Below are 15,065 nucleotides of genomic sequence, written 5' to 3' on the forward strand. Positions count from 1 at the left end.
GATACAACATAGATATTGATGCAGACGCCGCATTTGACTTTCGGGTGCGGCGTTGTTGTGCAATTTTACGATTGCTTCCGACATTTTTACAGGAGAGCCTGTTTCTTATGTATAGAGTTTGGTCTCGGTAAAAAGATGCGATAACATACGGACAGTTTTGTCAATCCGAACTGGGGAAATGAAAGGCAAGCTGCATGACCCTTCTCGAACTGTTCCAGCTGCTGAAGAAGCACCTTCAGCTGGTCATCACCCTTCCGGTGGTCTGCGCGATCGCCATGGGCATCGTGTCCTTCGTTGCGATGGACAACACCTATACCGCGACGACGAGCATGTACATTCTCGCCAAGACCGACGATAGCGGTCAGATGAGCTACAACGATCTCTCGGCGAGTCAGATGCTTTCCAACGATATCGCCACGCTGCTGGATAGCGATAGCGTTAAGAGCGGCGCAGCCAATGAACTGGGCCTCACCGATCTGGATGACTACAAGGTGTCTGTTTCCTCCGAGACCACCACGCGTGTCATTACGCTTTCGGTTACCGGCACCGATGCCAAGGAGACGGCTAAGGTCGCAAAGGCCATGGCCAGCTCGGTGAGTACGGTCGCTCAGAACGTCGGCGCTGCCCAGAGCATCAACGTTATCGACGAGGCTAAGACCCCCGAAGCCCCCAGCGGTCCCAAGCGTATGCTGTACGTTGCTGTCGCGTTCCTCGCGGGCATCTTTATCGCAGTTGCCTATGTCGTTTTGGCAGACATGCTCAACACCCGCATCCGCGGTGCCGAAGAGGCAGAAGAGCTCCTGGGCATTCCCGTTGTTGGCCGAATTCCGGCTATGAAAGGTGGTAAATAGGCATGGCTAAGGCAAAGAACACCGATAAGCTCGTTGTACAGAATGCCGCCAAGACCCTTCTGGCCAACATCCGCTTTGCGAGCGTGGACGACCCCATTCGCACCATCACCGTTACGTCCTCGATTCCCAACGAGGGCAAGTCTACGGTTTCCATCAACCTTGCCCAGGCTATCGCCACCAGCGGCAAGAGCGTCCTGCTGGTCGAGGCTGATATGCGTCGCAGGTCCCTTGCCGATATGCTTGGCGTCCGCTCCCGCGGCGGACTCTATGCGGTCCTTTCCGAGCAGATCTCCATTGACCAGGCAATTGTCGAGACGGGTCAGAAGAACTTCTACTTCCTCGATGCCGAGCCGCATATTCCCAATCCTGCCGACATCATCGTCTCTCACCGCTTTGCCAAGCTGGTAAAGGCACTGTCCGCCAAGTTCCAGTACGTCATCTTCGACGCTCCCCCGGTCGGCACCTTCATCGATGCTGCCGAGATCGCAAGTCTGACCGACGGTGCGCTTTTTGTCGTGCGTGAGGATTTCACCAAGCGCGAGGAGGCGCTCAACGCCATCGGTCAGCTTAAGAAGTCCGAGAAGGTCAAGCTCATCGGTACCGTTATGAACTACTGCGAGACCGAGACCAGCGAGTACTACTACTCCTACTACACCAAGGACGGTAAGAAGGTGAAGAAGGGCTCCGACGATCAGGGGACTTCCAAAAAGGGCATCTTCACCAACCGAGCAAACGTTTAGTTGATTAAGGCTGACCTATGCGTGACATTCATTGCCATATCTTGCCGGGTGTAGACGACGGCGCCGCCGATCTCGATGAGAGCTTGGCGATGCTCGAGGCTGCCAAGCGGGCCGGTGTAACCAGAATCGTTTGCACTCCTCACTGCCGTGATCCCTATTTTGATTACGACAAAATGTGGGATGCCTTTGAGCTGCTGCGTGATAACGCTGACGGTTTTCCGCTCCAGATGGGCTTCGAGGTCAACCATCGAAAGCTCGTTGAGCTTGGTATCGATGCCGCGGAGCACTTGCATTTCGATGGGACCAACGAGTTCCTGCTTGAGCTTTCGACGCATGCCGATGCGTATGCGTTTAGAGAGTACGAGAACACGATTTACGATTTGCAGTGCCGTGGTTACCAGGTGATTATCGCTCATCCTGAGCGCTATCGTGCGGTTCAAAAGGATGTAAGCGTGGCGGAGCGCCTGGTCGATATGGGCTGCAAGCTGCAGGCTTCGGCGGACTTTATTGCCGGCGGTCGCTTTGGTCGCGAGAAAAAGCCGGCACAGCGTCTGTTCGATCAGAACCTGTACAGCTTCATCGCGAGCGATGCCCATAACGTGGGTCATTACGACTGCCTGGCGAAGGCTCGCGCGAAGTTTAGCGTGCGCGGAGCTCATTTTCGCTAATATCTGTCCCTAACGTTCGCATTGAATGAAAGGGCAGCCATGGATATCCAACTTAAGACGGGATGCTTTGATGACGCGGCGTTGGTGCGCCGCGTCGTTTTTATAGACGAGCAGGGCTACGAGAATGAGTTCGACGCTATCGACGAGGATCAGAGCTGCATTCATTTGACGCTCTATGTAGACGGCGAGCTTGCCGGTTGCTCGCGCGTGTTTCCCGAAGAGCTTGAGCGCGCGGCAGATTCAGAGGCTCCGGTTTCGCCGTCGTGCGATTTGGACGAAGGCGTCGCAGCGGGGGAGACCTATATTATGGGGCGCGTGGCTGTGCTGCCGAGCATGCGCCGTCGCGGTCTGGCGAGTGCGATCGTCGATGCCAGTGCTTTGTGTGCACGCGATGCCGGCGCAAAGCTTATTAAGCTGCATGCGCAGGAATACGTGCTGCCGCTCTATGCAAAGGCGGGCTACACGCAAATTGCCCCGGTAGATTACGAAGACGAGGGCCAACCCCATGTCTGGATGGCCAAGCGCGTAGATGGCAGATAGGGACGTTCCTTTTCTGCCGGCAGCTGGGGACACTCCTTGGCAATTGACGCATTGGAGCGCTTAGACATACAGTTTTTCGATTCCGTATGTATATATGCGCGTTAATGGGTTATAAAATCTAAGTCTGAACATAGCAGGTCTGCGATGCGGCTCGGGCGACCGAGCCGTTTTTGCGGACAGGGGTAGCGCGAAAGGACTGCACATGCGTCAATTTAAGACCGAGAGCAAAAAACTGCTCGACCTCATGATCAACTCCATCTACACCAATAAGGAAATCTTCCTGCGCGAGCTTATCTCTAACGCGAGCGACGCCGTCGACAAGCTCAACTTTAAGAGCCTGCAGGACCCGAGCGTCAAGATCGACCAGGGCGACCTGGCCATTCGCGTCTCCTTTGATAAAGACGCCCGCACCATTACCATCTCGGATAACGGCATTGGCATGACCGCCGAGGAGCTGGAGCGCAATCTGGGCACCATCGCCCATTCCGGCTCCGAGGAGTTTAAGACCGAGAACGCCGAGCAGCAGGGCTCCGATGTCGACATCATCGGTCAGTTTGGCGTGGGCTTCTACTCGGCTTTTATGGTCGCCAGCCATGTGAAGGTCGTCAGCCGCGCCTACGGCGAGGATGTCGCCCATGTGTGGGAATCCGACGGTCTTGAGGGCTACACCATCGAGGACGGCGAGCGCGCCGAGCACGGTACCGATGTCATCCTGACGCTGCGCGAGAACGAGAAGCTCGATGCCGACGGCGAGGCCGAGACCTACGATCGCTTCCTGACCGAGTGGGGTCTCAAGAGCCTGATTCAGCAGTACAGTAACTATGTGCGTTACCCGATCCAGATGATGGTGTCCAAGAGCCGCCAGAAACCCAAGCCCGAGGACGCCGGCGACGATTACAAGCCCGAGTACGAGGACTACCAGGAGCTCGAGACCGTCAATTCCATGACACCGATCTGGAAGAAGCACAGCTCCGATGTCGAGCAGAAGGACTACGACGAGTTCTACAAGTCCACGTTCCACGACTTTGACGATCCTGCGCGCACCATCAGCTTCCATGCCGAGGGCACGCTCGAGTATGACGCCCTGCTGTTTGTGCCGGGCCGCGCCCCGTTCGATCTGTACAGCAAGGACTACGAGAAGGGCCTGGCGCTCTACAGCTCCAACGTGCTGATTATGGAGAAGTGCGACGACCTGCTGCCCGACTACTACAACTTTGTCCGCGGCGTCGTGGATTCCGCCGATGTGTCGCTCAACATCTCGCGTGAGACGCTGCAGCAGAACCGTCAGCTCAAGGCCATCGCCAAGCGTGTGGAAAAGAAGATCACCGCCGACCTTGAGGATATGCGTGACAACGACCGCGAGGCCTACGAGAAGTTCTTTGAGAACTTTGGCCGCGGTCTTAAGTACGGCATCTACTCGAGCTATGGCATGAAGGCCGATGAGCTCGCCGATCTGTTGCTGTTCTGGTCTGCCAAGGAACAGAAGATGATTACCCTGGCCGAGTATGCCAAGGGCATGCCCGAGGATCAGAAGGCCATCTACTACGCCGCCGGCGACTCGCGTGAGCGCTTGGCCAAGATGCCCGTGGTAAAGGGCGTGCTCGACCGCGGCTATGACGTGCTGCTGCTGACGCAGGACGTGGATGAGTTCACCTTCCAGGCTATGCGTGAGTACGTTGCCGCCGATATGCCCAAGATCTACGAGGACGATGCCGCCCGCGAGGCTGCCGAAAAGGCCGTGGCCGATGGTGCCGAGCCCGAGGTTGAGGATCGTCACCTGGAGCTCAAGAACGTCGCAACCGGTGATCTTGACCTGGCGACCGAGGACGAGAAAAAGGAGGCCGAGGACGCCACCAAGGAGAACGAGGACCTCTTTAACGCCATGAAGGAGGCACTCGGCGACAAGGTCGAGAAGGTTGCCGTCTCTGCGCGCCTGACCGATGCTCCCGCGTGCATCACCACCGAGGGCCCGCTTTCGCTCGAGATGGAGAAGGTGCTCCAGAAGGGTCCCGAGGGCGCGCCCGACGGTATGCCCAAGAGCCAGCGCGTGCTCGAGCTCAACGCCAAGCACCCGGTCTTTTCCAAGCTCGTCGCCGCTCAGAAGGCGGGCGACGCCGACAAGATCAAGCAGTACTCCGGTTTGCTCTATGACCAGGCCCTGCTGGTCGAGGGCATTCTGCCCGAGGACCCCGTTGCCTTCGCAGCAGCTGTTTGCAACTTGATGTAGTTAGGTATTTACGCGGTTTTACCAAACCGCGTAACGGCTCGACGCTGCCCTCAGTTCCGCCGTTCTAACGAACGGCGGACCAGTCGACGCTGCGCGGGCGCCAGAGCGACAACTTGTCATTCAAAGAGGACGGCATGACCAGAAGGTCTATGCCGTCCTCTTTTCATGCCAATTTGTTCGCTCTGGCGCCCGCTCGCTGGCATTGCCAAAACATCGACGTTGCCGTGGTCCTAAGTAGTCATTGGGGACGTTTTTGTTTGACTAGTCGTTTAAGAACGTCCCCGATGACTATTTGAATTGCTAATTTGTGCGGGTTGTGGTTTTGTGACCTGCTGAAATTTAGGATACTGTACATCTGTACGTTAACTCATCTTCGTAGTATATTGCTACCCGCAAAACTCAACACCATTGTGCTTTGAGACGTTAAAGCGCCTACTACAATGGTTGTCGATAGTACGATTCGATTTAACGACAGGATGGATGGTCCAAGCGTGAGTCTCGGCAGCAAACTATCCAATGCAAAGGTGTCCTTTGCGATATTTAAGCGCGACATTAAGCGACTGCTTGTGAACCCCGTCGCCCTGGTGGTTACCCTAGGCGTGTGCGTTATTCCCTCGCTGTATGCCTGGTATAACATCGTGGCAAACTGGGATCCGTATGGAAACACCCAAGGCATCAAGATTGCTATCGCCAACAACGATCGAGGCACCCAAAACGACTTGGTGGGTGAGCTCAACGCTGGCGACAAAGTGGTCGACCAGCTCAAGGAGAATCATCAGTTGGGCTGGACGTTCGTCGACTCGACGGCCGATGCCAAGGAGGGCGTCGAGAGCGGCGAGTACTATGCCGCTATCGTGATTCCCAAGAACTTCTCGGATAACCTGGTTTCGATGCTCGACGGCAACTACCATCAGCCCAAGCTCACGTACTACGTCAATGAGAAGAAGAGCGCCATTGCGCCCAAGGTTACCGATACCGGTGCAAACACCATCGAGGAGCAGATCAACTCGGAATTTGTCTCTACGGTAGGCAAGACTGTTGCCGGTATCGCCAAGGATGCCGGAGTCGATTTAAAGGACAAGGCAACCCAGACTCAGGATTCGTTGGCCGGTTCGGTATCAGAGGCTTCCGATACGTTGGGCGAAGTGCGTGATTCGATTGGCGACATGAATGCCGCCATCGATAAGACGAGTGGTTCCATTGCCTCGGCAGATGCGGCACTTGCCGGTCTGCAGGGTCAGGCGCCGTCGCTGACGCAGGCGATCTCCCAGGGCAATGACCTGCTGGGCGAGGCTCGCGCCACGGCGGGCAACTCTGTCGCCTCGCTCTCCAAGGCGCTCTCGGAAGGCAGCCTTGCGCTCACCAAGACGTCAGCCTCCGCAAACGCTGCGATTGGCAAGCTGACGGGCACGGTCGCATCTACGACTACCCGTATCGACAACTCGCTTGAGTCTCTCCAAGCGACGATCGACCACAATAAGGCCGTTATCGGGCACTTGGAAATTCTCGTCAATGACACGTCGACAGGTTCCAAGGAAATTGACGCGCGCATTGTATCGATCATCGATTTGCTCCGCGAGCAGAATGAAAAGCTTCAGAGCATCAAGGACGGTCTGTCTGCGCAGTCGAGCGCCATGGCGAATGACGCTGCGGCTGTCTCGGGTGCCAGCGACGCTATCAATAATGCAATTCAGACCGGTGCGACCAACCTTGGCCAGGCTCAGACGGACCTGGGTCAAAACGCGCTGCCGAAGGTCTCGAGCGCACTTGATTCGTTTGCCGTCGTCTCGGGTGATCTGACGGGAATCGTGTCTGGCCTCACGCCTACTATTGCAAGTGCGCGCGGTACACTTTCGCAACTCAACGCCACGCTCGGTCAGGCCAAGACCACGCTGTCCCAGACCGATGCCTCGCTTGCCAAGGTCCAGGACAAGCTCGCAACCGCCGCCAACGACATCGCGGCGCTACAGACCTCCGAGTCCATGGGCGAGCTGGCCGGCCTGATGGGCGTCGACGTCGATGATGTTGCAGACTTCATGGCATCTCCGGTCGAGCTGACCTCAAAGTCAATTTACCCGGTCAAGAGCTTTGGTTCGGGCATTGCCCCGTTCTATACCAATCTGGCGCTGTGGGTGGGCGGCTACGTGCTTATCGCCATCTACAAGCTCGAGGTCGACCGCGAAGGCATCGGCAGCTTTACCGCGCGTCAGGGCTACTTTGGCCGCTGGTTGCTCCTGGTGATCCTGGGCGCGTTGCAGGCCATCATCGTTACGGTAGGCGATCTGGTGATCGGCGTGCAGTGCGTCAGCCCGCTGCTGTTCGTGCTGGGCGGCATCGCCATCTCGTTCACCTACGTCAATATCATCTATGCGCTGTCCACCACGTTTAAGCATATCGGCAAGGCTATCGGCGTCATTCTGGTTATCGTGCAGATCCCGGGTTCGTCGGGCATGTACCCCATCGAGATGATGCCAGGCTTCTTCCAGTGGCTGCACCCGCTGCTGCCCTTTACCTACGGCATCAATCTGCTGCGCGAGACGGTCGGCGGCATGTATTCGTTCAACTACCTGTTTAACCTGTGCATTCTGGGCGTGTTCTTGATCGTGGCGCTCTTTATCGGCCTGCAGCTGCGTCCGCTGCTGCTCAACCTTAACCTGCTCTTTGATAAACAGCTCTCCACGACCGGTATGATGATTTGCGAGTCCAACGACCTGCCGCGCCAGCGCTACTCGCTGCGCACGGCCATGCGCGTCATGCTCGATTCCGATTCGTACCGTCGCGAACTGCTCGATCATGCGGTCGCCTTTGAACATCGCTACCCGTACTACATCAAGGGCGGTTTTGCCGCCGTGGTGGGCGTTCAGGTCCTGCTCTTTGTCCTGTCGACGGTTCTCGATATCGACAATAACGGCAAGATCATCCTGCTTGTCATTTGGATCATCTCGGTTATTGCCATCTGCGGCTGGCTGATCAATATCGAATATATCCGAGCGAGCCTCAATACCCAGATGCGCATCTCGGCGCTTTCGGATGAGGACCTGCGTCGCGAGATGCGCGAACACACGGTCGCCATTCCTGCCGCCCGCCACATGTTTGGCCTCAACGCCAGCGAGCGTGGTGCCAAGGGCGGCGATCAGTCCACGGGCCGCTTGCCGCATATCGGCTCGCACCATAAATCTCAGGGCAGCGACAGCACAGCCACAAATGATGGAGATACCACCGCGCTTGGCAAGCACTCCAAAGGAGGTGAGGCATAAATGAAGAACATCCTGCATCTGTTTAAGCGCGATGTCCAAAACGTGTCTCGCTCCGTGATCGGCTTGGTTGTCGTGATGGGCCTCATTATCGTACCGTGTCTGTACGCGTGGTTTAACATCGCCGGCAGCTGGGATCCGTACGGCAACACCGGCAATCTTAAGATCGCCGTGGTCAACACCGATGAGGGTTACGAGAGCGATTTGATCCCCGTCGAGGTTAACGTGGGCGAAAACGTGACCGCCACCCTACGCGGCAACGAGAGCTTCGATTGGGTTGTGCTCAACAATCGCGAAAAGGCTATCGAGGGCGTTAAGTCGGGCGCGTACTATGCTGCCGTCGTTATCCCCAAAACGTTTAGCGCTGACATGATGACGCTTTTCTCGACCGACGTGAAACACGCCGATATCGAGTTTTACGAGAACCAGAAGGCCAACGCCATTGCGCAGATCGTGACCGAGAAGGGTTCGAGTGCCGTTCAGAGCCAGGTTAACGAAACTTTTACCGAGACCATTACGAGCATCGGTCTTAAGACGGTGTCCAGCCTGCTCGATTACATGAGCACCGACCAGGTCAGCAACTTTATCGCAAACCTGTCCTCGACGCTCGGCGATTCGATTGAGGACCTGCGAGACGTTCAGGCAAATGCTTCGTCGCTGGCGGGCATTTTGAGCTCCACGTCCGATTCGCTGACGTCGGCGAGCGGCATGCTCAAGCAGACCGGTGCCGTCGATGAGTCGACAAAGCAGCTCATGGAACATGCCAAAAGCGGCATCGATGATTCCAAAGAAGCGCTTAAGGCGGCAAACGATGCCATCGATGCCGCAATCGATGGAAGTGCGGGTTCGTTCGACAATGTGTCTGCCGAGCTCGCGAAGGCGTTCGACACCGCGAACCAGCATGTCGACCTTACGGTGTCCCAACTCAACGATGCCGCTGCGGCTCTTAATGCGCGCGCCAAGGATATCGATGCGATGGCCGATCAGCTCCGCAGCCTTGCCGACCAGGTGAGCGATGAGAATTTGAAGGACGGCCTCAAGTCCGCCGCGACGTCGCTGGGCAGAATCGCCGTTGAGTACCGCAGCAATGCCAAGGATCTGGCGGCCACCGCGAAGTCTCTCTCCGATAGCATGGCCGAGGTCAACAACTCGCGTGCCGAGGTCGATCAGGCCATCGCCGATGCCAAGGCCGGCATCGCGGGCGCCAAATCCGATTACGATTCCACGTTCTCGGTTAAGGCCAAGGAGCTCAAGAAGACCGTCTCGGGCATCCTAGACTCGCTCGATGGTATCTCGGGCAATCTGGATAGCGCCGTAGACGGCCTGACCGACGCATCCGGTTCGCTGGCAAAGGGCCTCTCCAAGGCTGCAAAGCTGGTCAACAAGGCTTCCGATCAGTTGGGCGAAGCGTCGGACAAGATCAGCGCGTTTAAGGACGAGCTCGACGGTGCCTTGATGTCAGATGACCTCGCTACGATCAAGACGATGATCGGCAATGATCCCGAGGGTCTGGCCGTGTCGCTTTCCGGCCCCGTCGCGCTCGATCGCAAGCCGGTCTATCCGATTCGTAACTACGGTTCGGCCATGGCACCGTTCTACACGATTCTGTCGCTATGGGTCGGCTCGATCGTGCTGGCGGCCATGATGAAGGTCTCGGTTGACGATGAGCTCATCAACGAGCTCATCCCCGTGCGCCTGCACGAGATCTACCTGGGCCGCTACCTGTTCTTTGGCGGTCTGGCCCTGCTGCAGGCGACACTCGTGTGCGCGGGCGACATCCTGTTCTTTGGCATCCAATGCGACAACCCGCTGCAGTTTGTGCTGGCGGGCTGGGTCGCGAGTCTCGTGTTCTCCAATATCGTCTACACGCTTACGGTTTCGTTTGGCGATATCGGCAAGGCTTTGGCCGTTGTGCTGCTGGTCATGCAGGTCGGCGGTTCGGGCGGTACGTTCCCCATCGAGATGACCGGCCCTGTGTTCCAGGCGATCTATCCGTTCCTGCCGTTTACCCATGGCATTAACGCCATGCATGCCGCCATGGCTGGCGCCTACCATATGGAGTACTGGGTTGAGCTGGGCATTCTGGCGAGCTATCTGATTCCGTCGCTGGCCCTGGGCGTCGTCTTCCGCCGCCCGGTCATCAAAGCCAACGACTGGATCATCGAAAAACTGGAGTCAACCAAATTGATTTAGTTCAGCAACGTAAACGCCGTCGGAACATCGAGATCTTCCAACCCGATGCTTTAGCGTAGTGAATTGCACGGGCTGCTTGGTTGTTGCTACAGTAGCGGGGCGTGCCGGGGGTCCGGTGCGCCCTGCTTTTATTTGACCATGAGGCGGCACGCAGCCATGCGCGTGCGGACACCACGCCCAGATTGAGCGCGAGGATGCCCTATGGCCCAGCATGCCACTGACAATATCGAAATGATGCCCGATAGCCCTGTTGCTCGCGAGGACCTGGGCGCGGGCGGCACCTCCCGCGGCGCCGGCGCTCGCTCGCCGCTGTTCTGGAAAGTCCTGCTGCTTTCGGTGGCAGTCGTCTGGGGCTACTCCTTTACGACCATGAAGGACGCGCTCGACACCATTCCGGTGTTCGAACTGCTCTACGTGCGCTTTCTGCCTGCGGCGTTGGTCATGTTTTTCATCTTCCACAAGCGCATCATCGCGCACCTCAACGCCCGCAACCTTATCGTCGGACTTGGCATGGGCGCACTTATGTGGGCCGCCTACGCCCTGCAGACAGTCGGTCTGGCGCACACCACGGCGGGCAAGAATGCTTTTTTGACGGGCACGTATTGCATCGTTGTGCCGTTCGCGAGCTATTTTCTGAGCGGCGAAAAACTCACCCGCTATAACCTGGGCGCGGCGCTGCTGTGCTTGGCGGGCATTGGCTTGGTGGCGCTCGATAGCGTTGAATTCAACATCGGTGATGTCATTACGCTGGCGGGTGCGGTCTTTTTCGCCATCCAGATGGCGGTGACTGCCAAGTACGGTCGCAAAATGGACATCAACGTCATCACGTTTTGGATGTTTGTGGGCAACGGCGTGCTGAGCCTGGCAACGTCGCTGCTATTCGAGACCCAAGCGCCTCTGTCCGTGTGGACGCCGAGCTTTATCAGCGCGATGGCGTTTCTATCGGTGGGCTGTACGTGTGTGGCTCTGCTCATCCAAAACGTCGGCCTGGCGCATGTCCCGGCCTCAGCGGGCTCGCTGCTCCTTTCGATGGAGTCGCCTTCGGGTGTGCTGTTCTCGGTGCTGCTGATGGGGGAGGCGCTCACCTCGCGCCTGCTCGCCGGCTTCGCGCTCATCTTTCTTTCGATTATCTTGAGCGAGACGCATTTCGATTTTTTGCGTCGAAAGCCGCGTCCGCAATTGTAAACAATTTGTTGCGCCGCCTCCCGGGGCGGCATTTTTTATGCGTCGCCCTTAAAGTAGTACCTTGCACTTTATGCTATCAAAGTGCTTGCTGCAAAAACGTTACTGGAGGGCATCTATGGCACCAGCACTGTCCGATCTTCAACCGCAATCAGCGCCCAAGGCCACCGCGGCGGCGCAGACCGCTATCGGTGACGGTCTTGTTGCAGAAGCTCAGGCTTTTGCAGACGAGCTCGCTGCGTGGCGACACGATTTACATCAGATGCCCGAGCTGGGTAATAGCCTCCCGCAGACCTCTACGTATATCCAAGCGCGCCTGACCGAGATGGACATCCCATTTGCTACGCTCGTCGATGGTTCCTGCGTTGTGGGCCTTGTCGGCGCCGGTGCCGCCGCGGCCCAAGGCAATGGCATCTGCACGAATGAGCAGGCCGGTACGGTCATCATGCTGCGTGGCGACATGGACGCCCTGCCCGTTGTCGAGGAATCCGGCGAGCCCTTTGCATCCACCAATGGCTGCATGCATGCTTGCGGTCACGATATGCACGCGACGGCCCTGCTTGGTGCGGCGCGCCTGCTCAAGGCCCGCGAGGCCGAGCTTGTGGAGGCCAACGCTACCGTCAAGTTGCTGTTCCAGCCGGGCGAGGAGACCTTTGAGGGAGCACGCGCTGCCATCGCCGACGGCTTGCTCGAGAACCCGCGCCCTCAGGCGGCCTTTGCCATGCATGTCAACAGCCAGTCGCCGCTTGGCCTGGTGCTCTACGGCAGCCCGGCGCTCTCGGGTGTGTACGGTTTCCGCATCACGCTCCAGGGCAAGGGCGGCCACGGTTCCAGCCCCGAGATCTGCATCGACCCCATCACGGCCGGCGTCCACGTGCACCTGGCGCTCCAGGAGCTTATCTCCCGCGAGGTGCCGGCGGCCAAGGAAGTCGCACTTACCGTTGGTAAGTTCGCCGGCGGCTTGGCGGCCAACGTCATCCCCGACACCTGCGTGCTCGAGGGAACGCTGCGCGGCTTTGATGTTGAGCTCATGGCTCACCTAAAGACCCGCATCGCGGAGGTCGTTAACGGCGTTGCTACGACCTATCGTACGCCGGCGACCATCGAGACGCTTTCGGATGTTCCGCCGCTTGTACTCGACAGCGATATGACTCAGGCGTCGCTTGGCTACGTGGGCGCAGTGCTGCCCAAGACGGCTTTCTTGCCGCTTTTCCATGCCATGGCGAGTGAGGACTTCGCGCTTATCTCGAGCAAGATCCCAAGTGCGTACTTTACCGTGGGCGCGGCCGTAACCGACACGGACGAACACTTTGCCCAGCATCATCCCAAGGCACGTTTTAGCGATGCCGAGCTTCCCCTTGGCGCCGCGGCTTATGCCGCCGTCGCTTTGGGCTACATCGCCGACCACCGGTAGCACCCAATCTTGCTACTCGTTTGTTTAAAAAAGGAACAGTATGTCCCAGCAACGTAAGTTCTTCCCCGGCTGGCTCGTGGTGGCCTCCGGCTTTGTGATCATGGCCACGTGTTACACGATTTTCGTTAACTGCATGAGCCTGTTTCAGCCGCTCATCGTCAGCGACCTCGGGATTACGCTTACGCAGTACAACATCTCCAATGCCATCTCCACCGTGGTGAGCGTAATCGGCTCACTTGTCATTGGCCATGTTGCCGATAAAGTAAGCGGCCGCGTTTTTGGGTTCCCCTCACTGTAATCGCCACCTCTGCCGTTCTTGCCGGCATGAGCTTTGTCGGTGAGCTATGGCAGGTCTACGTGCTTTTCTGTTCGCCCCGTTCTGTCTGTGGCTGCCCTGGAAGCCGAATGGATGCTCGTACCATCATTCTGTTTCCAAGGCGGCCACGGGCCTACGAAATGATCCGTTTTCCTCCGTCCCCAAGGGGTCGCGTGATCCGAAGGGGACGGAGGAAAACGGATCACAAACAGCGGCGGCGCGTCTGGCCGAACGAGTCCCCATACCCTCGTTCGGTCAGACGCGCCGCCGCGTTTTGTTTTTGTGCCGTATAATGACCACTACCTATGACGCGATACAAAAGAAAGGTGTTTGCCCATGCAGGCACAGAAGGCGGAGGGAACCCGCGACCTTATCGGCGCCGAGATGCGCGCCTGGCAGAAGATGCAGCAGATTGCGGCCGGCGTGTTCGAGCCGTTTGGCTTTAAGCCCATCGAGACGCCCGCGATCGAGCAGGTGGACGTGTTTGTCCACGGCATCGGCCAGTCGACCGACGTCGTGCGCAAGGAGATGTTCCGCGTCTTTAGCGGCGCCAACCTGGAGCGCGTCTTTGCTGAGGGCACCGACACCAAGCTCAAGCCCAAGCAGCGCCTGGCGCTTCGTCCCGAGGGCACGGCCGGTGTGGTGCGCGCCGTCGTGGAGAACAACCTGGTGCCCCAGGGTTCCACGCCGTTTAAGGCTTATTATGCCGAGGCCATGTTCCGTGGCGAGCGTCCTCAGAAGGGTCGCCTGCGCCAGTTCCATCAGGTGGGTATCGAGTGGCTCGGCGCTCCCGATCCGGCTGCCGACGCCGAGTGCATCATCATGCTTATGGAGTTCTACAAGCGCCTGGGCTTTGATCTTTCCAAGCTTCGCCTGCTTATTAACTCGATGGGCGATGCGCAGTGCCGTCCGGCCTACCGCGAGCAGGTCAAGCAGTTTATCCTCGATCACGCCGACGAGATGTGCGACGAGTGCCGCGAGCGTGCCGAACTCAACCCGCTGCGTGCCTTCGACTGCAAGAACGACCACTGCCGCGAGATCATGGCCGACGCCCCGCTGATGGGCGACAACCTGTGCGATGAGTGCCGCGAGCACTACGAGCAAGTCAAGCGCTATCTGGATGCGGCGGGTATCGAGTATGTCGAGGACCCCACCTTGGTGCGTGGCCTGGACTACTACACCCGTACCGTCTTTGAGGTCGAGGCTCCCGGTGCCGGTGTCGGCTCCATCGGTGGCGGCGGCCGCTACGACGGCCTGGTCGAGCTCGAGGGTGGCAAGCCCACGGCAGGCGTCGGCTTCGCTGTCGGTTTTGAGCGCGCCCTGCTGGCCCTGCAAGCCTTTGGCAGCGACCTGGGTGCCGAGGAGGTCCCGTGCGTCTACGTCGCCAATGCCGGCAAGGAGCTGCGCCAGAACGTCTTTACTATTACGCAGCAGCTTCGCGCCGCAGGGATTGTGACCGAGGCCGACTATCAGGGCCGTTCACTCAAGGCCCAGTTTAAGCAGGCCGATAAGGTAGGCGCCAAGCTCATTTTGGTCCTGGGCGGCGACGAGCTTGCCGCCGGCAAGGTCAAGGTGCGCGACATGGAGAGCCATGACGAGGTGCTGGTCGATTTGGCCAACGTTGTCGAGGCGGTTCGCGAGCGCCTGTAGCGTATGATTTTTGAGCTGCGGGTCCGCTAA

The 15,065-nt window shown here is 58.2% G+C and carries 11 protein-coding genes; all 11 read left to right on the forward strand.

The window, feature by feature from the left end; all coding sequences use genetic code 11:
- Window positions 1-194 precede the first annotated feature (194 nt).
- On the forward strand, window positions 195-851 hold the full coding sequence (locus ABCP74_RS06050) for a YveK family protein (RefSeq protein WP_022094058.1): 657 nt from the start codon (window positions 195-197) through the stop codon (window positions 849-851).
- Window positions 852-853: 2 nt separating this feature from the next.
- On the forward strand, window positions 854-1,591 hold the full coding sequence (locus ABCP74_RS06055; protein ID WP_271748869.1) for a CpsD/CapB family tyrosine-protein kinase: 738 nt from the start codon (window positions 854-856) through the stop codon (window positions 1,589-1,591).
- Window positions 1,592-1,608: 17 nt separating this feature from the next.
- On the forward strand, window positions 1,609-2,259 hold the full coding sequence (locus ABCP74_RS06060; RefSeq protein ID WP_022094060.1) for a tyrosine-protein phosphatase: 651 nt from the start codon (window positions 1,609-1,611) through the stop codon (window positions 2,257-2,259).
- Between the two features lie 39 nt (window positions 2,260-2,298).
- The gene (locus ABCP74_RS06065; protein WP_271748868.1) at window positions 2,299-2,799 is read left to right on the forward strand and encodes a GNAT family N-acetyltransferase; all 501 of its coding nucleotides are present in this window, start codon (window positions 2,299-2,301) and stop codon (window positions 2,797-2,799) included.
- A 202-nt stretch (window positions 2,800-3,001) separates the two neighbouring features.
- Window positions 3,002-5,026 carry a molecular chaperone HtpG gene (gene htpG / locus ABCP74_RS06070; protein ID WP_195568354.1) on the forward strand — a complete coding sequence of 675 codons (2,025 nt, stop codon included), beginning with the start codon at window positions 3,002-3,004 and terminating at the stop codon, window positions 5,024-5,026.
- Between the two features lie 491 nt (window positions 5,027-5,517).
- Window positions 5,518-8,283, forward strand: a complete 2,766-nt coding sequence (locus tag ABCP74_RS06075; RefSeq protein ID WP_343001546.1) for a YhgE/Pip family protein — start codon at window positions 5,518-5,520, stop codon at window positions 8,281-8,283.
- Entirely contained in the window at window positions 8,284-10,473 is a 2,190-nt protein-coding gene (locus ABCP74_RS06080; RefSeq protein ID WP_343001545.1) for a YhgE/Pip domain-containing protein, read from the forward strand. It abuts the gene before it with no gap.
- A 201-nt stretch (window positions 10,474-10,674) separates the two neighbouring features.
- On the forward strand, window positions 10,675-11,658 hold the full coding sequence (locus tag ABCP74_RS06085; protein WP_196031731.1) for a DMT family transporter: 984 nt from the start codon (window positions 10,675-10,677) through the stop codon (window positions 11,656-11,658).
- Window positions 11,659-11,773: 115 nt separating this feature from the next.
- Window positions 11,774-13,069: a M20 family metallopeptidase gene (locus ABCP74_RS06090; RefSeq protein ID WP_343001544.1), complete on the forward strand. Its 1,296-nt coding sequence runs from the start codon at window positions 11,774-11,776 to the stop codon at window positions 13,067-13,069.
- Between the two features lie 40 nt (window positions 13,070-13,109).
- Entirely contained in the window at window positions 13,110-13,367 is a 258-nt protein-coding gene (locus tag ABCP74_RS06095; protein WP_215673442.1) for a hypothetical protein, read from the forward strand.
- 354 nt (window positions 13,368-13,721) lie between these two features.
- Window positions 13,722-15,035, forward strand: a complete 1,314-nt coding sequence (gene hisS / locus ABCP74_RS06100; RefSeq protein ID WP_343001542.1) for a histidine--tRNA ligase — start codon at window positions 13,722-13,724, stop codon at window positions 15,033-15,035.
- Window positions 15,036-15,065 lie beyond the last annotated feature (30 nt).

The organism is Collinsella aerofaciens, assembly GCF_039062315.1.
GTDB classification, from domain to species: Bacteria; Actinomycetota; Coriobacteriia; order Coriobacteriales; family Coriobacteriaceae; genus Collinsella; species Collinsella aerofaciens_BG.

Bases quoted from the DNA above. Each gene is read 5' to 3' on its own strand.
- ABCP74_RS06080 (WP_343001545.1), top strand. From the start codon at position 8,284: ATGAAGAACATCCTGCATCTGTTTAAGCGCGATGTCCAAAACGTGTCT.
- ABCP74_RS06090 (WP_343001544.1), top strand. From the start codon at position 11,774: ATGGCACCAGCACTGTCCGATCTTCAACCGCAATCAGCGCCCAAGGCC.
- ABCP74_RS06065 (WP_271748868.1), top strand. From the start codon at position 2,299: ATGGATATCCAACTTAAGACGGGATGCTTTGATGACGCGGCGTTGGTG.
- ABCP74_RS06060 (WP_022094060.1), top strand. From the start codon at position 1,609: ATGCGTGACATTCATTGCCATATCTTGCCGGGTGTAGACGACGGCGCC.
- hisS (WP_343001542.1), top strand. From the start codon at position 13,722: ATGCAGGCACAGAAGGCGGAGGGAACCCGCGACCTTATCGGCGCCGAG.
- htpG (WP_195568354.1), top strand. From the start codon at position 3,002: ATGCGTCAATTTAAGACCGAGAGCAAAAAACTGCTCGACCTCATGATC.
- ABCP74_RS06050 (WP_022094058.1), top strand. From the start codon at position 195: ATGACCCTTCTCGAACTGTTCCAGCTGCTGAAGAAGCACCTTCAGCTG.
- ABCP74_RS06095 (WP_215673442.1), top strand. From the start codon at position 13,110: ATGTCCCAGCAACGTAAGTTCTTCCCCGGCTGGCTCGTGGTGGCCTCC.
- ABCP74_RS06055 (WP_271748869.1), top strand. From the start codon at position 854: ATGGCTAAGGCAAAGAACACCGATAAGCTCGTTGTACAGAATGCCGCC.
- ABCP74_RS06085 (WP_196031731.1), top strand. From the start codon at position 10,675: ATGGCCCAGCATGCCACTGACAATATCGAAATGATGCCCGATAGCCCT.